Here is a 19,650-nt window from a genome sequence, read left to right on the forward strand (position 1 = left end):
TGAAGATTCAAGCTGCGAGCCGGCCGCGCCGAATAAGCAACCTCCGCATCGGATCAACCGCATCAGGCTTCAACGTCGGCGTAAAAGCCATCCGATCCTCAGCCTTACTGTTCTGGTAGCCATGCGGAATCACCCTGAACCAATCCGCATACTGCTGATACGGCCTGCGATCCGGCTGCAACACACCCTCTTCCTTCAGATGCTTGAAGAGTGTCGTTCTGCCGATGCCAAACATGTTGGCGACACCGCCCATCTTCAGCGTCCCCTCGGCATCGAGGAACCGTTCGTATTCGGCGGCAAGTGGTTCCAGCTCAACTACTTTGGTGTTCGCTTCGAGTGCAGCGGCTTCAGCCTGCAAGGCTCGTTCGTGTAATGCCGCTGCTTCGCGCAATGCTTCGGCGTATGTCTGCGGGATCTGCGATTGCACTAATTCGGCTTCGCGAGTCTTGATCGCGAAGTAGGACTGAGCGGCTGCAACCTCAGGCTTGTTCGGGTCGCCGTTCATTGCTAGGAGGTACGCGGCAAAACGAGAGAGGGCGTAGTCCAAAGTGGCTGGCCCACCCCCAGGTGGCGTTTTACGGGATCCCGTAAAATGACTGGTCACGTCGTGGCCTTGATTCTTTGCCGATTGCATGGCCCTGGCGACAGGCACTTCGAATGCCTGCCACTTGGCGTAACCCATCATCGGCATCAAGTCACGCGCTGACCAGAATTCAACGCCATCTGGTCGAACCTTGCGGATGGAATCAAACGGCGACTGCACATCCACGGAAACAAGTTCCGTCACAACAACCTCCAAGAATGTAGTAGTGGGTGTAACCGTGTCCTGGCCCGACTCGAACGGGCAACCAACCTTGGGCAGGACCACCAAACCGTTCGACGCATTTACCTCAACAAAAGTTGGTGTAGGACAACCAGTCCCGTATCCCGCGCCAAACCGTGCAGCAAACACCCCAACCCACAAACCCTGCAACCATCACCCCCGCAGACAAGTCACATCAGGGTTCAGACAGTCACGACAGGCCCACAAAGGTCAGGCACCGCACGTAAAACACGCTGTGGAATTTTCGAAGGACATGCAGCAACGGGCATCCATTTGCCACCACCACCCGTAGGCGACTCGGCAAAAACCCGCGCTTAAGAAGCCGTCAGAGACGGTTGAAAGAAGTTGTTGTGCAAAACCTCAGACCTGAGGCTGCGCGTCCCGCACGGGAATCGAACCCGCACAAACCATTCGGGACTTCCTAGCTCACTCGCCGCGAATCCAACGATCAAGCGCCTCAGGAGAAATAAGCCAAGGGCCCTTGATCTTGTTGCGGCGCTTACGCTGGTGACCCTCAAGCTCACCCGATGTCAACGCCGCATACACATGTGTCCGGTTACATCTTGCGATCTCGGCCGCTTCAGCCGGAGTCATGTACTCCGTCATGCCAAATTTCTCTGCAGCCTTCATGCGGCATCAACCTCATAAGCCTCAACGATGAAGTCGTATGGGATTCCGAGACGAAGCCTGATTGCCGCGATGACAGCAGGACCGGGCTGGCACTGAGCGGTCATGACTCGATGCAGTGTCGCCTTTGGAACTTTTAGTTCCACCGCAAGTGCCGAATAGTTTGGGATGTTTCGTTTCGACATCGCCGCCTGGATTGCGTCAGTCCGAACTCGAAGTGCGGCTAGGCCAGCGGGTTTCGTGATTGGCATGCCTCAAACTATGAGCCGACTCGTGCCGAATGTCAACCATGTTGTTCCACATTTGGGACAGATGGGGTGTCAACTCGGGTCAAACGTGCAGGCAGAGCCACTTGCAATAGTCCCAAATATGAGACAAGATAGTGTCATGACCGAATCGGAATGGGACCTCACCGCATACGTGGAGCGAGCGCTGGGACGCCGCGTCACGGTTGAGGAGATGCTGGAAGCAACCGGGCTCACACGGTCAACGTTCTACCGACGGAAGAACCGCCGTTACGACTACCAGGACGTGGTGTCAGCCGCTGAGTACTTCGGCCTCGATCGCGATGCCGCTGTCGACGAACTCCTCGGCCTTAAGGGAGATGCGCGAAAGCAAGACGGGACCGTGCACGCATTGCGTGCCACAACCGAGACTGCTGCTGCCGACTCAGATGAGAAGTGGCCTCCAGCAGTATCCGAGTGGCTAAACGCACTAGCGCCGCTCATCGCTTCACTTCCGGATCGTTCGCGAGCGGCGATCATGACACGTATCGTCACCGAACTTGCAATCGAAGCCGGCGCTCGCCCCATCAGATCAGCATCCGAAGCATTCGAGGCGCAGCTTGCAGACAGGGGCGAAAAGGCTGCCACGAAGGATGAGCCGCCCACATACGACCCCACCTACAAGCCTGACTTCAGCGAATACGACGCAGCCAGTCACGGAGAGAAGCAAGTCATCCCCGAAAACGGTTTGGAGTCACCGTAACTTGGCGTCAATAGTAAAGAGGCGCACGGCGGAATATGTCGGTAGCGACCCTCATGATTCCGCCATGCCCGATTTCAACCCCTGGAGGTACGCCCGTGACAACCACCCCGACTACCTCATCGACAGAAGTCACAAACTGCCTCCAGGGCTACGCGGATGCATTAAAGGCAACACCATCTACTTGTGCAGCAGCCTCGACCGCGACTCACTCCGCTGCACCCTTTGCCACGAGCTCTGGCACATCAAACGCGAAACCAACCATTCGATGCACCTCACTAACTACCGCGAAGAGATGGCCATCGACAAACTCGTGGCGCGCCAGCTCATCCACATCGACGCCTTCATTGCCGCGATCCCATTCGGAAACAAGGTCCCGCCAACACACGCGGCCGAAGAACTCCGAGTAGACCACCACACCCTCCGCGTCTGGTTCCAAACCCTCAGCGCTGACGAGTGCAGGTACATCGAAACCCGGCTCCAAGAACGAGACCACCCATAAGGGGAAACCATGGCGAACGTCAAGGCATACGACACCGCAGCAGGCCGGCGCTACCGAGTCCGATACCGGACACCACAGGGCAAGCAAACTGACAAGCGCGGATTCGTCACCAAAGCCGAAGCGAACGCCTGGGCAGCGAACGTAGAAGTCGACAAACTCAAAGGTATCTACGTCTCCCCCGCGGCCGGTAAAACCACAGTCGCGGAAATGTACAAACAGTGGCGACCGACCAAACTCAACCTCGCACCATCAAGCCTCCGCCGATACGAGTTGTCGTGGGAAGGCCAAGTCGCTCCAACGTGGCAGAACGTGAAGCTGTCCGACATGACAGCATCCGGAATTGAAGTGTGGTTGGCGCAACTTGTCGCACATCCGTATTCGGCGACAACCGTAAAAAAGGCCCACCAACTTTTGTCGATGCTGCTCGACCTTGCAGTGCGCGACTATCGGATCCAATCCAACCCTGCAAAGGGCCTTACCCTTCCGAGAATTGCAGACACCGAACCGACATTTCTGTCGAGCCAACAAGTCATCGCTCTCGCTGAAGCATCAGGAGTCGGCAAACTCTCCATTCTTATTCTCGGTTTCTGCGGACTTCGCTGGGGAGAAATGGCAGCCCTTAAAGGGCAGCGCTGGGATCCAGAGCGCAGACGACTCCGCATCGCCGAACAGGTAACCGAAATCGACGGGAAACTAACGTGGGGGCCTGTGAAGAATCACCAGGCCCGATCCGTGTCTGTGCCCCGTTTCGTGGCCGATGAAATAAATGCTGCAATCGCTGGAAGATCCTCAACTGACCTCCTGTGCCCCGCAAGCGGTGGAGGCGTCATGCGAAATAAGAATGCCCGCCGCGACTGGTTCGATGCCGCCGTCGAAATGTCGAAAGTCCCTGCCATCACCCCGCACGACCTCCGCCACTCCGCGGCCTCCATCGCGATCGCCGCCGGCGCGAACCTCAAGGGCGTTCAAACCATGCTCGGGCACAAGACAGCAACCATGACCTTGGATTTGTACGGCCACCTATTTGACGATCATCTGGACGATGTGGCGTCGAAAATCGATGCCGCAGTACTTGCACAAAGCAATGCATCCAGTGGCAATCGGAAGCGTGCCTGACTTCAAATGTGGGCAAAATGTGGGCAGACGCAAAAAGACGCCCTCCCGGATTACTCCGAAAGGGCGTCTGAACTGCAGTTATTTGGTGGGGCGGGCGGGGCTCGAACCCGCGACCAATGGATTATGAGTCCACGGCTCTAACCGACTGAGCTACCGCCCCATCCGGATGCGATGCATCGCGGCGAATCCGAATGTTACCGGCACATCCGACGCGGATCACAATCGGGCAGGCGGTGACGCGTTGCACTCTTTCGAGTCGAGTCTTCCAAGGTTGGTCGGCACAGGCGCGATGAGCCGATACCGTGGGAGTGCACACCCCACGGAACAGGATCACCACATGAAGCTTGCACTGACCGAATTCAAGAACTCGAAGGCCACGATCCGGATCATCATGTCCGACGGCGCGAAGCTGAACGGCACCGTCACCGATTTCACCGAAGACACTCTCGTTCTCAATTCTCCGAATGGTGTCTACTACATCAACCCCAGCCACATCGTCCGACTGTTCGAGCCGTCGGATCGCGCAGCGAAGTAGGCGCACCGGCCGAACAGTTCGACGGTTCCGCCGAAAGCCCGACGCAGAGTATTGCGTCGGGCTTTTCGCATCTCCGCCGCCATCATCTTCGCTTCGCGTTCACTGATGCTGATGCCGCCTATCCTCTGCGACATGGCGAACGACAGCGGACCACCTGAACTCGTGTTGTTCGACTTGGGTGGCGTGCTGTGTCGATTCGAGCCTGACCGTCGCGCCGCAGAACTGGCTGCGGCCATCGGCGTCACGGAAGACGAGATTCATGCCCTCGTGTTCGCGTCCGGGTTCGACCAGGAATGCGATCTCGGCATTCACTCCGAAACCGCGATCCTGGAACGCTTTCGACGGCTCGGGTTTCCTGGTGACCGCGACGAGCTACGCCGAGCCTGGGCCAAGGCCTTCATCCCGGACCGCGCGGTCATCGATCTCGCAATCGCGCTTCGAAGCGAGGGGGTCGTGGTCGCCACACTCTCCGACAACGGACCTGTTCTCTTGGCCGCCATCGAGAGTGTCGTAACTCCATCGGCAATCGACGAGCATGTTTTCTCCTGCATGCTCGGAGCTACCAAACCCGAACCTGCGGCCTTCCTGGCTGCGCTGGAGTTGCTCGATGCGCGGCCACAGCAGACCTTCTTCGTCGACGACAACCCGGTGAACGTCCTCAGCGCTCGACGGCTGGGAATTCGCGGCGAACAAGCAAACAAGGCGGCAGACGTCGAATCGGCACTTCGATCGGTGGGTCTGCTGCGAGCGCACTCGGTCAGACAAAAACAAGGTCTGACCAAAACGCGGTCAGACCGAAACAAGAAAGCCCCCCACCCGATTTCTCAGGTGAGGGGGTTCGCTGCTCCCCCGGCTGGACTCGAACCATCAACCGTCCGATTAACAGTCCAGGTAAAAGGCGCACTGGGGCGGGACTAGCCGGGGGAATCTAGGAATGCCGGGGGTAAACGGGAGTCGTCGGGTGTCACCGGTGCATGACTTGTGACAACTACGTGAAATTTCTTACCGACCAAACTGTGGGCCTGATGCGATCGCTCAGGAATTGTGTCGGTGATGGAAGTCGGCGACGCCAGGTATCGCGCACAACTCCTCCAGACTGGCCTTCGGTGAGCTGGCGACCAGACTGGCGACGGCCTGCGGAGTATCTGCCACGAGGGTGATGTCGTCGTCGCGTACGAAGGTAGCGAACTCACTCATCTGTCCGGTCTCGTCCACATCGAATGTGAACCCCGCGTACCCCCACGAAAAGTACGCAGTTCTCACCGGATCTCTGCCAGGTAACCGCGCAAACGGTTCCGACATGTTCTCAAGAACCCAGCCGCGGGAGTGCAGTTCACTGAAGGGGTAGATCCCCAGGATTCGAGTAGCCAATGGAATCGCCATAGCGGCATGCTGCACTGAACTACCGACAAAGTTTCCGCAGTGTCCGGACTGTCTGGTATGTATTACGGACACTTCCCGAAAGGCCAGTCATGGACGACAAGCGAGTTCGTGGAGCCCTCTACCTTGCAGGCGTGCTCGCTTTCGCGATCATCGTTGGTGGCGGCGCATTGGACGAAACATCACCAGCACAAATATTCCTGTTCCTGATCTTCATCGTCCTCCCGATCACATTCGTCGCCCTCGTAATCCGCGCGCTCATCCGCATCGGCGACAAGCGGCCACCCGCCGTGCAGTTCGTCGCGCCACCATCAGGTTTGAGTGCGGGCTGGTATCCAGATCAGCAAAACCCCGCATGGATCCGCTGGTACGACGGCACTCAATGGACGCACCATGTCCAGCCAGGCACGACACCACCGCCTCCGCCAAGTTACTGATTCAGACAAGGTACATAATTCGATGAAACGAACACTGCTCGCCGTGATCGCTGTTGCGAGCTTCGCTGCCGGCTGTGCGACGGAAGACAGCCCCGGCGCGGACAATGGCCCCTCAGACGGGGCTGCCGACACGATCGTGGGGATATCAGATGAGAATGTCAGCACCCAACAAGGCGGAAAGATTAGTACTCTCCAACTAGCTGAGCTGGTCAGCAAAGCGATTGGTGAACCTGCCCCGCCTGAAGACGTCGAACAGATCGCAGGGATAATTTGCACCGAAGTTGGACTTGGAACTTCACCCAAAGAAATCAAGGTGCTCATGCAGTCTGAAATGCAGGACGAAGTGCAGAAAGTTTCCGACCTCGTAGATGTCATCGTTACGTACAGATGCCCGAAATAAGTCCCTGTTTCACGCACCCGCACTGACCGTCTGGTATGTATTTGCCATGAAACGAACTCTGCTTGCTGTTCTCGCGGTGGCTTGCCTCGCTGCTGGATGCTCGTCCACAAAAGCCGGAAACGCCGCAGAGCCCTCCGTCCCTGCCGGCCCAACACAGGCAGAGTTCAATGTTCCCGTAACGATCGTCGCACCCACGGATCGGACTCTTGGCACAGTCACTTTCCTGGAGATCGAAACGACCCCGCACTGCACCAAGAAGTACGGCAAAATCCAGAAACCGAAAGGCATCTACGTCGCAGTCAAGATGCAGGTCGAAACGACTGCAAAGCACAATGAAAACGAATTCATGCGAACGACCGGCCGTGATTTCTCCGAGATCACACCAGCTGGAATCACCAAGAGCGCCGACAGCAACGAGTACAACTGCCTCGAAGAACGCGACGAGTTCGACACATCATTGCAGCCATCAAGCAAGTACGAAGGCTGGGTTCTTCTAGACGTTAGCGACCGGAAATCGAAACTCTCGTATCTGCCGCAGTACGCACCGGCCGGGACGAAGCCTGTACTTCTCCCCGCTATCGAGTCGTAGGTCCCGCAAGACGTCCCGAAGGCCTCACCATTTGGTGGGGCCTTCGTTATGTTTGAGACGGGTAAGTACGGTTCGGGTGATGCTGGCCGGTTGCGGCATGCGATGATTCCCGGACCACAAAGATCAGCCCCGGCGGATGCGGCAAACACCCCCGAGGCCCGGCCGACAGGTGAATGTCGACATGAACCACGGTACTCAACTACTCCATTTCCGGCACTCGTTCGATGTCTCCGCTGACGGCAAGTAGATGGCGAAAAGAGGCTGGGGTCCGTGGTCAAGAATCAAACTGGAAGCCCTCGAGGACTATCTCAACGCTTTCGCACGAGCGTCCAGTAAGACTCGAACTCTGTATCTGGACCTCTTCGCTGGCGCACCCGAGAATTTCGAGCGCGGCACCGGAAGCGTCATCGCAAACTCAGGGAAACGCGCTCTCGACGTGAACCCACCAATTAACCGCGTCGTGTTATGTGAGATGCAAGAAAAGACCGCAGACAACCTCGAATCGAGCCTGCGCTCCAGTTACGCTGGGCGTGACCTGGTGGTCCTGGCAGAGGACTGCAATGTAGCCATCCCAAGGTACTTGTCTCAGCTGTCTATAGATTGGCGAAACTACGCGGCCATTTTCGCGATGGTTGACCAGTACTCCGCGGAAATATCGTGGAAGACCTTGAAGTACCTTTCAACCTATCGCCGAAATAAACGCGGGTTCAAGGTTGGGCTTTGGCTCTACTTCGGACACGGACTACTGCCCCGAGGATTGGGACGTGGCGACGCCCCCTCCGAAAGCGATGAGCAGCGAGTGCGCGAATACGCGGACCGGATAGATGAAATGTTCGGAACGAAGCAATGGAGGGAGTTGTGGCGAGCCCGAGTTGACGGCGCGCTCTCCGGCGCAGACTTCCGAGGTGAACTCGTGAACCTCATGCGATGGAGACTTGAGCATGAACTCGGATACTGCACGACACTACCGCTGGAGTTCACCAATGAGAACGGGAACCCGATCTACACCGTAATCTTCGCCACGTCGAACAACATCGGCGAAAAGATCATGAGCAGCGTATTCAACAAACATGGCGATGCGCTGCAGAAGATGCGGAATGCTCACAAAGCCAGCAAGCTCCTTCAGAAAGAAGAAGCCCAGGGCGTCAGCTCATTCTTCGAATCGGAGGAACTGACCAGCCTTCTGACACAACAAGAAGTCCGCGAACCGCTGCTACCCCCCATAGAACCGTTCAGGTACCCCATCAACCCAAAGCCGTAGTCGGCATCTCATCCCAGAGTTCACCGTCGAGCAGTCGTCCCATCGCCTTTGGGGTTCGGCCGCCCCACTGCTTGAAAAAGAACGGTACAGAATCCGCGTTACATGCGTCTCGAATATCCCGCGCCCAAGACAACTCCATGGGTCGGTAGTTCGCTCCAGATTCACCGCCGGCGATGACCCACCCGACATCAGAGAGATCGATCCCCTTAAGCGACCCCAAGAGAGGTTCACACGAGAGGAACCGAACCGCGGCGGGTACATCACGCAAGTGATCTACTCGGTCGAGGTGATCAGAGTTCTCGACCGATACGCCCATCCATACGTTCTCTGGCCATTCAATCTTGTCCGCCATCCGACTCAGTCGCAGCGATCGCTTCGTCAGGATCTGGTACGTGTGCTGGGGAGTTTCCCGCATCACATCAAAGACATCTCGCACGAATCCGATCGGCACCTTGGCATGGAAGAGGTCACTCATCGAATTCACGAACACCACACGAGGGTTACGCCACTTCCGCGGCTGATCAAGCGCCAAGGGATGGATCGTCACGCCGAAACCGGGTCCGGAAGTTACCGGATTCCCATCGTTTTGATACTTGGCCGCACCCATCGCCTTGAGGCGCTTCGAGAGCGTCAAGGCATAACAGTTGTCGCAGCCAGCGGAGACTCGATCGCAACCCGTCACCGGATTCCATGTTGCCTCAGTCCACTCGATCGACGACTTGTCGGCCACGACGATCCACCACCTTCGAATATTTGTTCGATAATCCACGCTGCATCAATACCGCCCGAACGGTACCATCCGTCCTGAAAATATCACCAAATCAATTAATCATGTTGCACCCCAACATTATTCAAAAATCCGCACGCTATGTGCCGGAACCGAAAGTGCCCCAACTCATCAAAGTTAGGGGCACTGCGTTCATAGAGATGGAGGCTACGGAGGCGGCGAAGGCACAAGACACCGGTTCAAACCGTGATCATTGTGTTTTCCAGATGTAGTCGACTCGGTGTGGGTCGAGTCCGTCGCGGCCTCGCCGGTCGGTGGGCTTACGCCGCAAACACCAGTTCCGAGCGCCTTCCGGAAGATGACCACGATTGGGACGCGTAATTGAAAGAACTCGAAGACCTGGCAGGCGCTAACGGCATCGCGATAGTCGAAGGCAACCTGCCAGGCAAGGAACGTGGCCGCTGGTATGCGGAACCGCGAATCATCGTCCTGCAAGTACGGATCCCGCTCGACTACACACGCACCACCCTCGGGCATGAACTTGGACATGCCACACATAACCACGACATGTCGACACCCGACGCTCGGATTCACTACTTCCAAGAACGCCAGGCCGACGAGTACGCGGCACGACTTCTCATCTCCGAGGAGTCCTACCGGAAAGCAGAACGAATGCACGGTGCGCACTTCGCCGGCATCGCACACGAACTGAAAGTGACCGTGGAACTCATCCACGTGTGGCGAGACCTCTGGCACAGAAAGGACAAAAAATGGCACGACAACAACTGCCTCCGCAGATCAAAAAGATCGAACTCGCGAAAAAAGAACGCGGCAAAAACGCAATCAGATACCAGCTGACGGTTGACACCGGGGTCGATCCGATCACCGGCCGTCGAAAACAGTTAAGAAAGAGATTCGCCACGGAAGCTGACGCGAGTGACGAACTCGCGAGGATTCAAAACGAAGTGCAGCGTGGAACATTCGTTCACTCAATGGATCTCACAGTCGAGCAAGCTTGCACGAACTGGCTCTTATCGCTCCATGGAATTAAGCCGTCGACAAAGGTCGGATACGAAGACGTCCTCAAGCCGGTCCGATCAGAACTAGGCGACATCTCCGTCCAGAAGCTGACCCGCCTAGACATCGACAAACTCATCAAAGAACTGCGAGAGAGAGAAGGCTCACCAGATCGACAGGACACTCCAGAAAGAAATGGGGCCCACGAACTTGCAACCTCATGGTTGGCACCTTGTCTCAAGTTCTTGAGCAGCTCGTGAAGGAAGGACAACTCGTCCGAAACGTAGCCGCGCTCGTCGACCACGTTCCGCAGACACGGAAACAACTCCAAACGCTGACTGCCGACGAAGTTCAGGTCGTTCTCGGCGCGATCAAGAACGATCGCCTTCGGCACGTTTGGCACCTCGCACTATCAGGGCTTAGACGCGGCGAACTCGGAGGACTGAGATGGGCCGATGTGGACCTGGAGAATAGAACGCTCAGGATCGGACCCAGTCGAGTGTCGGCCGGCGGCGAAGCCATCGACCAAGAGGACGCCAAGTCAACCACATCGGGCCGAACCTTGCCTCTGCCTCAACCACTCGCCGACGAACTCAAAGCCGCGCAACGACAACAAGCGGCCGAAAAGCTGGCATTCGGCGAAGGCTACGGCGACGGCGGATATGTCGCCTGCAACGAAGCCGGACAACCCCTGCACCCCGACACCCTCACCAAGCGATGGAAAGCGATCCTCGCAGATTTGGACGTCGCTCAGGTTCGGCTCCACGATGCCCGACACACCTGCGGAACCCTCACGCACCTCCAGCGAGTCCCGATCGGGGTCATCGCCACGTGGCTTGGTCACGCTGATAGTTCGTTCACAATGCGCACCTACACGCACTCTCAGACCGACGCTCTTGCTGCGGCTGCGACGAGTTTGGGATCGCTTGTGACAATCCGTGACAACGAACCGAAATCTTCCTAAAAACGAAAAAATCCCCGACCCGCATTTCTGCAGATCAGGGACTTTTTCTAACGCTCCCCCGGCTGGACTCGAACCAGCAACCGTCCGATTAACAGTCGGAAGCTCTGCCAATTGAGCTACAGGGGATTGTCTTGCTCGCTTCGCCCGTTCCGGCGTTGCCTGAGAAACTGTAGCGAATCCTTCACCGAAGTACCAAATCGCCTGCCCAGCGAGTCATCAGGCAGGATGGAGTCAGGACGATCGGTGCTGGAGGGAAGCAGGAATGATGCGTTTGTTGATCGGTGTTGCAGCTGGGTACGTCCTGGGAACCAAAGCGGGCCGCGCACGATACGAGCAGATCAGCCGGGCCGCGAAGGCGGTGGCCACCAGTCCGGCCACCAAGAAGGTGTTGGACGCGTCACGGCAGAAGCTGGCCGACTCACTGAGTACTCAGCCCAAGCTCGAGCCGATGAAGCCGATCAACGAGGAGACTACGATTCTGGTCCCCCACGACCAGTTGAAGAAAAACCGTTAGGTCAGACGCTTTGGTCGCCGACAGCCTGCTCACGCAGCTGTCGGCGATACTGCTCCAGCGCCACGAGGTCGCCGAACAGTGAGTTGTACTCCTCGGGGGCTGCAGCAGGTGAAACGCGCTGAAGCTTGGATTTGAGGTCGGCAACCTGCTCGCCCACCCACGCTTCCTGCAGTCGTGCGAGCACTCCGTTGATGTAGCGCGGAACCGTGTCTTCGTCACACGGCATCGGTTCGACGGCCAGCTCAGATACAACCGAGGCCACCGTCATGTCTTCGACGCCCTTGGTGACGACTTCGATCCACTCGGCGCCGCCGAGTCCCTTGCTCGTTCCACCGGCGTCAGCCATTGCCTGTCTGATGACAACGTAGGCGGGGTGGGTGAACGTCTCGGGCGGCAACGAGTCGAAGACACTGCCGGCGATGCCAGGGTGCTGCAATGCGGCCTTGAGGACAGCTCGCTGCGTCGAGAGCGCGGGATCGTTGGGCCGGGGCCTGGAGATTCCGATCGGCAGCGCAAGCGCATCGGCAGCAGGTTGGTCGACAACCTGACGACGCTTGGGTGCCGGTGACGATCCACGCGTCGACGCCCGTTTGCGAGCTTCGTCACGCACGCGTCGTCGAACCGACGGAAGATCGTCCCAACCGACCCATCCGCACAACAGATTCGCGTAGCTGTCGCGCAGAGTTGATTCCTTGATCTGCGCAACGACGGGCACGGTACGACGCAGTGCCTCGACACGACCTTCAGCGGTCTCCAGGTCGTGTTCGGTGAGGATGGACTTCACCACGAACTCGAACATCGGAGTGCGCCGTGCCACGAGGTCGCGAACGGCGGCGTCACCAGACTTCAGACGCAGATCGCACGGGTCCATTCCGTCGGGCGCGACGGCGACGAACGTCTGCCCGGCCATCTTCTGATCACCCTCGAACGCCTTCATCGCAGCGGCCTGCCCCGCGGCATCACCGTCGAAGGTGTAGATGATCTCACCGCGAAAGTAGCTGTCGTCCATCAGGAGTCGGCGGAGCATCGCAAGGTGCTCCTCACCGAAGGCGGTCCCGCACGAAGCGACGGCGGTCTTGACGCCCGCCAAATGCATCGCCATGACGTCGGTGTAACCCTCGACGACTACCGCCTGGTGCCCCTTGGCGATGTCGCGCTTGGCGAGGTCCAAGCCGAACAAGACCTGAGACTTCTTGTAGAGAATCGTTTCCGGCGTGTTGACGTACTTACCCGGCATGGTGTCGTCGTCGAAGAGCTTGCGGGCACCGAAGCCGATGACGTCACCGGCGACGCTGCGGATCGGCCACAGAAGTCGGCGATGGAACCGGTCGATCGGACCTCGCCGGCCTTCTTTGGACAGCCCGGCTGCTTCTAGTTCTTTGAACTCGAAACCTTTGGACATCAAGTATTTTGTGAGAGTGTCCCAACCTTCTGGCGCGTATCCACACCCGAACTGCAGGGCCGCTGCACCGTCGAAGTTTCTCTCGGTGAGGTAGTCGCGAGCCGCCTGGGCATCGGGTTCGCGCAGACGAGCGGCGTAGAACTCCTGAGCCGCCGCGTTTGCTGCGATCAAGCGTGCACGGGTGCCGCGATCGCGCTGAACGGACGGTCCGCCGCCCTCGTACGAAATCGTGTAGCTGAGTCGATCCGCCAACTGCTCGACGGCCTCTACGAAGCTGATGTGATCCATCTTCTGCAGGAACGAGTACACATCACCACCCTCACCGCAGCCGAAGCAGTGGTAGAGGCCGTGGTTGGGTCGCACATGGAACGACGGCGACTTCTCGTCGTGAAAGGGACACAGACCTTTGATCGAATCGCCACCGGCACGCTTGAGTGAAACGTATTCACCGACGATGTCCTCGATGCGAGTGCGTTCGCGAATGGCCGCGATGTCTCTGTCAGAAATTCGGCCCGCCACGTACATCAGTCTAGGCGGTCCCCCGGCACCTCCTGACAACGATATGTTGATGGCCGACTCTGCACCGCAGCGATGGGACCGACGATGACTGAAAACGCCTCGAGCTCGCACGAAGGGCGATCAGGAACCCGATTCGGCGTGTACGAGTTGCGTAGCCTCCTCGGCCGAGGCGGAATGGGTGAAGTGTTCGAGGCGTACGACACCTCGAAGGATCGCCTGGTCGCTCTCAAGTTGCTCCATCGAGAGCTTGCGGCCGACCCGTCATTCCAAGCTCGTTTCCGCCGAGAATCTCGCGCCACCGCCGCCCTGAACGAACCGCACGTGATCCCGGTGCACGACTGGGGCGAGATCGACGGAGTTCTCTTCATCGACATGCGATTGGTCGAAGGTCATACGTTGCGAGCCGAGTTGACCGAATTCGGCCGACTCACGCCTGTACGAGCCGTCGACATCGTCTCGCAAATCGCGTCGGCGTTGGACGCCGCCCATGCCCGCGGGCTCATCCATCGTGACGTCAAACCAGACAACATCATTCTCACGAACAACGGCTTCGCCTACCTCGTCGACTTCGGAATCGCATACTCACAGACGGACACGAAGATCACCACCGAGGGAAGCGCAGTCGGTTCGTATGCATACATGGCGCCGGAGCGGTTCGGAATCGAAACGCCGACGGCCGCAGCGGATGTCTATTCCCTGGCTTGTGTCCTCTACCAATCACTCACCGGAACAACACCTTTCAACACCACAAGCATCGAGCATCTGGTCAATTCGCACCTGAACGCTCCGCCGCCACGCCCCACACTGGCGGTTCCGTCGCTCCCGCAAGGCCTTGACGCCATCGTGGCTCGCGGCATGGCAAAGGATCCCGCACACCGCTATCCGACTACGGGAGCGCTCGCACTCCAAGCGCGGCAGGCCCTCTCGACGACCCACACCCCCGGTGCCGCCGGCGGATTGCAACCCACGATCGTCGGGCAGCCCACCTACACCACGGCGAATCCCGCTCACGGGAACTACACGCACATCGTGACAAAGACCAAGCGAAACCGAGCACCGATCGCGATCGGTGCGGCTGGAATTGCACTCGTTCTGGCCGCAGGAGGCACGGCGGCCTGGGTGACGCTGGGGAATTCGGGCCCCGAATCACCAACCGCTGTAGCAGCTTCCACCGCCACGTCGGCACTGGCGCCCATTCAGGATCCGGTCAGAACGCCGAAGCTCGAGCCGCTACCCACCGCCGGACAGCAGGCAACCACGACCACGCGGGCGCCGAACCCCGCCACGAAGAACGGCGATCTCGGGGTGAGCAAGCCGATCACCGTCCCCTCATGCAAAGGAACCGGAATCGTGGTGTTGGCCAATGCCACCGATCCGGCAACGTACGCCAGCGAGATCCAGAACTACCTCGACGCGTTCCCCGGCTCGAAATACCTACGCACAGACCAGTCCTGCCCGTCACTGCGTCAAGTCTCCGATTCGGGGACGGCGATCTACACGGTGTATCGCGAATCCGGGAACACCGAGTCGAAGATCTGCAAGGACGTTCGCGCAGCAGGTGGCGACGCTTACGGCAAGTGGCTCGATACCACTACCGACCCGTCGACGCGGATGACTTGCTGAGGGCGTAAGTGGCTCAGCCCCAGCTGGCCTGCGCGCCCAGGCTCGCTTTGTCCACCCGTTCGAGCCGACTCTCCGTGTACGACGCGATCTGATCCACCACTACCCGGACCCGAGCACCGTCGTCCGCGGCGCGTTCCCACGCGGGCAGCAGGATCGGATCGAGCCCGGCCGGCGCAGTTGCCAGCAGCCATTCCGCGACGCGATGAACACGATCACGCTGCCGATCCTGACGCGCTTTGTGTCCGGCGTCGGACATCACGTAGTACAGCGCCACGGTCTTGAGCAACGCCACCTCGGATGCGACGGCCTCGGGTATGTCGAGGTCGGCTTGATAGCGCGAGAGGGGTCGGTCACCGTGTGTCAGCCGGGTGCTGGCGATCGCCGCGGTGGCGAAGCGACCCACCAATTCACTCGTGAGATTCTTCAACGCGACGGAACTTCCGAGTGTTCCGTCGAAACTTCCGACCCCGCGTACGACGGGGAGTTCGGACAACCGTTGAGCGGCGTCGATCAGATCGTCGACTACCAACCCCCGAAACTCGGAGGCCCCCAGTTCTGCCAGTGCGCGCTGCTCGGACGGATCAGCAAGCGAGCGAAGGTCGATACGGCCTGCGATCACCCCGTCCTCCACGTCGTGCACGGAGTACGCGATGTCGTCGGCCCAGTCCATGACCTGAGCTTCCAGGCATTGCCGACGCTCGGGCGCTCCCTCGCGAACCCAGGCGAGCACCTCTGCGTCGTCGTCGTATGCCCCGAACTTCGCGCCGGGCTCAGGGCGGGTCCAGGGATACTTGATGGCTGCGTCGAGTGACGCCCTGGTGAGATTGAGGCCTGCGCTCAGACCGTCGGGGCGCAGGATCTTGGGTTCGAGGCTGGTCAAGATCCGCAGATTCTGCGCATTGCCCTCGAAACCTCCGCAGTCCTTGGCGACTTCGTCGAGGGCCTTCTCGCCGTTGTGACCGTACGGTGGGTGCCCGATGTCGTGCGCGAGACCGGCGAGGTCCACCAGGTCCGGATCGCAACCGAGTCCGTCGGCGATCCCTCGCCCGATCTGTGCGACCTCCATCGAGTGCGTCAACCGCGTGCGAGGTGTGTCACCGTCGCGCGGGCCGACAACCTGGGTCTTGTCGGCCAAGCGCCGCAAAGCCGCGGAGTGTTGGACACGCGCCCGATCTCGCGAGAAGTCCGAACGATGCTGCGCCGCTGCGATCTGCGAACCCGGCAACCCCGCTCGCTTCGGCGCCTCGACGACACGACGTTCGAGGTCGTGTTCGGAGTAGGTGCCGCCTCCGTAGGTGGTGTGAGCTGTCATGGTCTCTATTGCCCTGCCGTGTAGGGGAAGTCTGCCGAGAAGTGCGTGAGCTGATACCAGAGCAGCGCGCCGGTTTCGCGAGCGATTCCGTGCAACTGGGATTCGCGGGTGAAGACAGCCGGGCCCTGACGAGTAGGTGCGGTCCACGCCTGGAGTCCTGTGTCGCGGGCCATCGTCCGCGTTCGCAAGGAGTGCCACGGGTCACTGACCAGGACAGCGGAATTGATTCCCTGCGAGGACATCTCGGCGCTCACCGCGTCGATACTGAGCAGTGTGTCCGAACCGGTCTCCACCGCGGTGATCGCACTCGAAGGAATTCCGCGATCGGTCAGATACATCTTTCCCGACGCCGCTTCGGTGTACTCGTCACCTTCTTGTTTGCCGCCGACAGTGATGATCTGCGGCGCCACTCCGCGCTTGTACAGCTTGTACGCCTGCTCGAGTCGGGCCTCGAAGACGGACGACGGAGTGCCGGAATACTGAGCCGCGCCCAGAACGACTATCGCGTCGGCCGGCCGCGTGTCGTCGATGCGCGCCACCTGCCACACCCGGAACGCAGTACCCCCGACCAGAACCACGGCCATCAACACGGCACCGGCGATCAGTCGGCGCGTCCAGCGAGCCAATCCTGCCCCGAAGCCGCCCGCCCGTGAGGGTGATGGGTCGTGGGGGCGGTTACCGAAAGCAGGTTTCACTCCCGCAATTCTGCCAGTTCGCGGCGATCACCTCCGATGCCGACGCGCCACAACGGATAGATTTGCGTCATGGCCCTCGCACCACACTTCTCGCAGTTGTCCTCGGTAGAGCAGAGTCGGACAATCACCCGACCCGTTCGCCGTCGGGGAAGCGCCGCCGCCGTCGCTGCGATTTTCGCTCTGCTGGCGCTCGTCTTCAGTCCTGCGCTCGCCTCGGCGGACGCCCCGATGGTGTTGCCGAATCACATCACCGACACCTCCGGGGTTCTCGACGCCGGGCAACGCAGCGACATACAAGCCGCGATCGATCAACTCGGCGAGGACCACCAGATCGATCTGTGGGTCGCGTTCGTCCCCGATTTCAACAACCTGGGTGGCCAGGCGTGGGCGCAGCAGACAGCCACGAAGTCGACGCTGAGTACCAAATCCGTCCTGCTTGCAGTTGCCACGGCGGAGCGTGCTTACTACCTCGATGTGCCCGCTGAGCTGAGCAACATCACGGATTCCGACATCGAATCGATCAATACCGACGCGGTGGAACCGGCTCTCGCCGAGGATGATTGGACCGGCGCGGCGATTGCCGCGGCCGGCGCACTCGGCGACGCGAACAACACGAGCGGCGGAATGGGAGTCGGAACACTCCTCATCGCGGGCGGCGCTGTGGTGGTCGGGACGGGCGGCGTGGTCCTGTACTCACGCAAGCGCAAGAACGACAAGAACAAGGCAAGCGTCGAAGCCGCGAAGAACATCTCCCCCGACGACATCGCCAGCCTCAATGCACTCCCGCTGCCAACGCTCGACGAACGCGCGAAGGAGATCCTCGTCGAGACGGACAACGCGATCGCCGGCAGCCAGGAGGAACTCGATCTGGCCCGCAGCGAGTTCGGAGATTCCGCCGTCGCACCGTTCTCGGCAGCATTCGACAAGGCCAAGGCCACCCTCGCCGAAGCCTTCGCGATCAGGCAGCGACTCGACGACGCCATCCCGGAAACTCCCGATCAACGCCGCCAGATGCTGATCGACATCATTTCCTCGTGCGGTCGAGCCGACCAAGAACTCGAAGCTCGCGTCGAGGAGTTCGACGGGCTTCGCGACCTTCTCATCAACGCCCCCGCCCGTCTCGATGCGTTGACGCAGAGTGTTGTTTCTCTCAGCGTGCGCTTGCCCGAATCCGAGGCGATTCTGACCAAATTGAAGGATCAATTCCCCGCGCCGACGCTGGCATCGGTCGTGAACAACGTCACGATGGCGAGTGAGCGCCTGACGCTCGCCGAGAAGTCGATCGAGGAAGGACGAGACGCGACGGCACTGCCGGCCGGTAAGCAAGGCGCTGCCGTCACTGCGATTCGCACGGCCGAAGCCGCCCTCGATCAGGCACGCAAGCTACTCGACGGCGTCGATCACGCCGCCGACGACATCCGAAACGCCATCGCGACACTTCCGTCCGCGATGGACGACGTCCAGCAGGGCATCACCGCTGCGGACGCTTACCTGGCGCAAGGCGGGCAGAAGTTGGCGGACGCGAAGGCCGCAGCCCAGGCAGCGTTGGCGAATGCTCAGACGTCGAAGGACAGCGATCCGCTGACAGCCTTCAACCAGATCGTCGCAGCCGACGCCCAACTCGACGCGCTTCTTGCCGACGCTCAGGAGCAGAAGCAGCAGCTCGAACGTGCACAGCAGCGCCTCGCCCAGGACATTCTGGCCGCACAGGCTCAGGTGACCGCTGCAGGCGACTTCCTCGGAACCAGACGCGGCGCGATCGGAGCGGAGGCGCGCACTCGCTACGCCGAGGCTCAGCGGCACCTGCAGGCGGCCCAGCAATTGCAGGCCTCGGATCCGTCGAAGGCGCTGCAACACGCCCAGGCCGCGACCACCTTGGCGACGCACTCACTTCGCGCCGCGCAGAACGACGTCAACACCTGGGAAGCAAACCAACGACCCCGTGGCGGCGGTGGCGATGCGACAGGAGCGATCCTCGGCGGCATCCTGATCAACAGCATTCTGCGAGGTGGCGGAGGGCCCCGTTCGTACGGCGGACCGAGCAGCAGCGGACGCTCCGGTCGCGGTGGCGGCGGCGGTGGTTTCGGCGGCGGGGGCGGCGGCCGAACCAGTCGAGGCGGCGGCGGCCGGTTCTGACGGATCCCGTCGAGGTAGTAAAATCCCTACTTTGTTCACGACCGCACTCGTCGTACGCTTCATCCGGCAAGTCGGGATCACAGATCA

General features: G+C 59.9%; 21 protein-coding genes and 2 tRNA genes. 14 read left to right on the top strand and 9 right to left on the bottom strand.

Annotation, left to right across the window (positions count from 1 at the left end):
• Nucleotides 1-7 precede the first annotated feature (7 nt).
• Nucleotides 8-787, bottom strand: a complete 780-nt coding sequence (locus tag P0M12_RS00360) for a phage antirepressor KilAC domain-containing protein (RefSeq protein ID WP_277377313.1) — start codon at nt 785-787, stop codon at nt 8-10.
• 462 nt (nt 788-1,249) lie between these two features.
• The gene (locus P0M12_RS00365; protein WP_210377363.1) at nt 1,250-1,453 is read right to left on the bottom strand and encodes a helix-turn-helix domain-containing protein; all 204 of its coding nucleotides are present in this window, start codon (nt 1,451-1,453) and stop codon (nt 1,250-1,252) included.
• A gap of 384 nt (nt 1,454-1,837) precedes the next feature.
• On the opposite strand from P0M12_RS00365, the gene P0M12_RS00370 reads away from it, so the two are divergent.
• From P0M12_RS00370 to P0M12_RS00380, 3 genes are all read left to right on the top strand, one after another.
• Nucleotides 1,838-2,437 carry a hypothetical protein gene (locus P0M12_RS00370; protein ID WP_210377365.1) on the top strand — a complete coding sequence of 200 codons (600 nt, stop codon included), beginning with the start codon at nt 1,838-1,840 and terminating at the stop codon, nt 2,435-2,437.
• 64 nt (nt 2,438-2,501) lie between these two features.
• Entirely contained in the window at nt 2,502-2,936 is a 435-nt protein-coding gene (locus P0M12_RS00375) for a hypothetical protein (RefSeq protein WP_210377367.1), read from the top strand.
• Nucleotides 2,937-2,945: 9 nt separating this feature from the next.
• On the top strand, nt 2,946-4,052 hold the full coding sequence (locus tag P0M12_RS00380; RefSeq protein ID WP_210377369.1) for a tyrosine-type recombinase/integrase: 1,107 nt from the start codon (nt 2,946-2,948) through the stop codon (nt 4,050-4,052).
• A gap of 83 nt (nt 4,053-4,135) precedes the next feature.
• Here the strand turns inward: P0M12_RS00380 and P0M12_RS00385 are convergent.
• Nucleotides 4,136-4,212: transfer RNA gene (locus tag P0M12_RS00385), tRNA-Ile, on the bottom strand.
• A 177-nt stretch (nt 4,213-4,389) separates the two neighbouring features.
• On the opposite strand from P0M12_RS00385, the gene P0M12_RS00390 reads away from it, so the two are divergent.
• Nucleotides 4,390-4,587: a hypothetical protein gene (locus P0M12_RS00390; RefSeq protein ID WP_223304512.1), complete on the top strand. Its 198-nt coding sequence runs from the start codon at nt 4,390-4,392 to the stop codon at nt 4,585-4,587.
• Nucleotides 4,588-4,719: 132 nt separating this feature from the next.
• On the top strand, nt 4,720-5,505 hold the full coding sequence (locus tag P0M12_RS00395; RefSeq protein ID WP_277377322.1) for an HAD-IA family hydrolase: 786 nt from the start codon (nt 4,720-4,722) through the stop codon (nt 5,503-5,505).
• A 117-nt stretch (nt 5,506-5,622) separates the two neighbouring features.
• On the opposite strand, the gene P0M12_RS00400 is transcribed toward P0M12_RS00395, so the two are convergent.
• Nucleotides 5,623-5,970, bottom strand: coding sequence for a hypothetical protein (locus P0M12_RS00400; protein ID WP_277377323.1), 348 nt, complete (start codon nt 5,968-5,970; stop codon nt 5,623-5,625).
• An 89-nt stretch (nt 5,971-6,059) separates the two neighbouring features.
• Here P0M12_RS00400 and P0M12_RS00405 point away from each other — a divergent pair, with 89 nt between their 5' ends.
• The 4 genes from P0M12_RS00405 to tcmP all read left to right on the top strand — a co-directional run bounded on the left by P0M12_RS00405 (nt 6,060) and on the right by tcmP (nt 8,654).
• The gene (locus P0M12_RS00405; protein WP_277377324.1) at nt 6,060-6,404 is read left to right on the top strand and encodes a DUF2510 domain-containing protein; all 345 of its coding nucleotides are present in this window, start codon (nt 6,060-6,062) and stop codon (nt 6,402-6,404) included.
• 22 nt (nt 6,405-6,426) lie between these two features.
• Nucleotides 6,427-6,804 carry a hypothetical protein gene (locus tag P0M12_RS00410; RefSeq protein WP_277377325.1) on the top strand — a complete coding sequence of 126 codons (378 nt, stop codon included), beginning with the start codon at nt 6,427-6,429 and terminating at the stop codon, nt 6,802-6,804.
• 46 nt (nt 6,805-6,850) lie between these two features.
• Nucleotides 6,851-7,393, top strand: coding sequence for a hypothetical protein (locus P0M12_RS00415; protein WP_277377326.1), 543 nt, complete (start codon nt 6,851-6,853; stop codon nt 7,391-7,393).
• 247 nt (nt 7,394-7,640) lie between these two features.
• Nucleotides 7,641-8,654 carry a three-Cys-motif partner protein TcmP gene (gene tcmP, locus P0M12_RS00420; RefSeq protein ID WP_277377328.1) on the top strand — a complete coding sequence of 338 codons (1,014 nt, stop codon included), beginning with the start codon at nt 7,641-7,643 and terminating at the stop codon, nt 8,652-8,654.
• On the opposite strand, the gene P0M12_RS00425 is transcribed toward tcmP, so the two are convergent.
• Nucleotides 8,638-9,384: a phage Gp37/Gp68 family protein gene (locus tag P0M12_RS00425; protein WP_277377329.1), complete on the bottom strand. Its 747-nt coding sequence runs from the start codon at nt 9,382-9,384 to the stop codon at nt 8,638-8,640. The genes tcmP and P0M12_RS00425 overlap by 17 nt on opposite strands.
• A 767-nt stretch (nt 9,385-10,151) precedes the next feature.
• On the opposite strand from P0M12_RS00425, the gene P0M12_RS00430 reads away from it, so the two are divergent.
• Both P0M12_RS00430 and P0M12_RS00435 read left to right on the top strand, forming a co-directional pair.
• Entirely contained in the window at nt 10,152-10,658 is a 507-nt protein-coding gene (locus P0M12_RS00430) for an Arm DNA-binding domain-containing protein (protein ID WP_277377331.1), read from the top strand.
• On the top strand, nt 10,631-11,362 hold the full coding sequence (locus P0M12_RS00435) for a site-specific integrase (RefSeq protein ID WP_277377333.1): 732 nt from the start codon (nt 10,631-10,633) through the stop codon (nt 11,360-11,362). The genes P0M12_RS00430 and P0M12_RS00435 overlap by 28 nt, the downstream gene beginning before the upstream one ends.
• A gap of 53 nt (nt 11,363-11,415) precedes the next feature.
• On the opposite strand, the gene P0M12_RS00440 is transcribed toward P0M12_RS00435, so the two are convergent.
• Nucleotides 11,416-11,488: transfer RNA gene (locus P0M12_RS00440), tRNA-Asn, on the bottom strand.
• Between the two features lie 136 nt (nt 11,489-11,624).
• Here P0M12_RS00440 and P0M12_RS00445 point away from each other — a divergent pair.
• Complete coding sequence (locus P0M12_RS00445) at nt 11,625-11,876, top strand: hypothetical protein (RefSeq protein WP_003941570.1); 252 nt, start codon at nt 11,625-11,627, stop codon at nt 11,874-11,876.
• A 1-nt stretch (nt 11,877) separates the two neighbouring features.
• On the opposite strand, the gene dnaG is transcribed toward P0M12_RS00445, so the two are convergent.
• Nucleotides 11,878-13,797 carry a DNA primase gene (dnaG, locus tag P0M12_RS00450; RefSeq protein ID WP_007731115.1) on the bottom strand — a complete coding sequence of 640 codons (1,920 nt, stop codon included), beginning with the start codon at nt 13,795-13,797 and terminating at the stop codon, nt 11,878-11,880.
• Between the two features lie 72 nt (nt 13,798-13,869).
• On the opposite strand from dnaG, the gene P0M12_RS00455 reads away from it, so the two are divergent.
• Nucleotides 13,870-15,420: a serine/threonine-protein kinase gene (locus P0M12_RS00455; protein WP_277377335.1), complete on the top strand. Its 1,551-nt coding sequence runs from the start codon at nt 13,870-13,872 to the stop codon at nt 15,418-15,420.
• 13 nt (nt 15,421-15,433) lie between these two features.
• Here the strand turns inward: P0M12_RS00455 and P0M12_RS00460 are convergent, their stop codons facing one another.
• Together P0M12_RS00460 and P0M12_RS00465 are read right to left on the bottom strand one after the other, a co-directional pair.
• Nucleotides 15,434-16,732: a deoxyguanosinetriphosphate triphosphohydrolase gene (locus tag P0M12_RS00460; RefSeq protein ID WP_007731110.1), complete on the bottom strand. Its 1,299-nt coding sequence runs from the start codon at nt 16,730-16,732 to the stop codon at nt 15,434-15,436.
• Between the two features lie 5 nt (nt 16,733-16,737).
• A complete protein-coding gene (locus tag P0M12_RS00465) occupies nt 16,738-17,316 on the bottom strand; it encodes a YdcF family protein (protein WP_128638009.1) in 579 nt (192 codons plus the stop codon).
• A gap of 180 nt (nt 17,317-17,496) precedes the next feature.
• On the opposite strand from P0M12_RS00465, the gene P0M12_RS00470 reads away from it, so the two are divergent.
• Nucleotides 17,497-19,563: a TPM domain-containing protein gene (locus tag P0M12_RS00470; RefSeq protein WP_030536592.1), complete on the top strand. Its 2,067-nt coding sequence runs from the start codon at nt 17,497-17,499 to the stop codon at nt 19,561-19,563.
• Nucleotides 19,564-19,650: the final 87 nt, after the last annotated feature.

This window comes from Rhodococcus sp. RCBS9, assembly GCF_029457415.1.
Taxonomy (GTDB): domain Bacteria; phylum Actinomycetota; class Actinomycetes; order Mycobacteriales; family Mycobacteriaceae; genus Rhodococcus_F; species Rhodococcus_F qingshengii.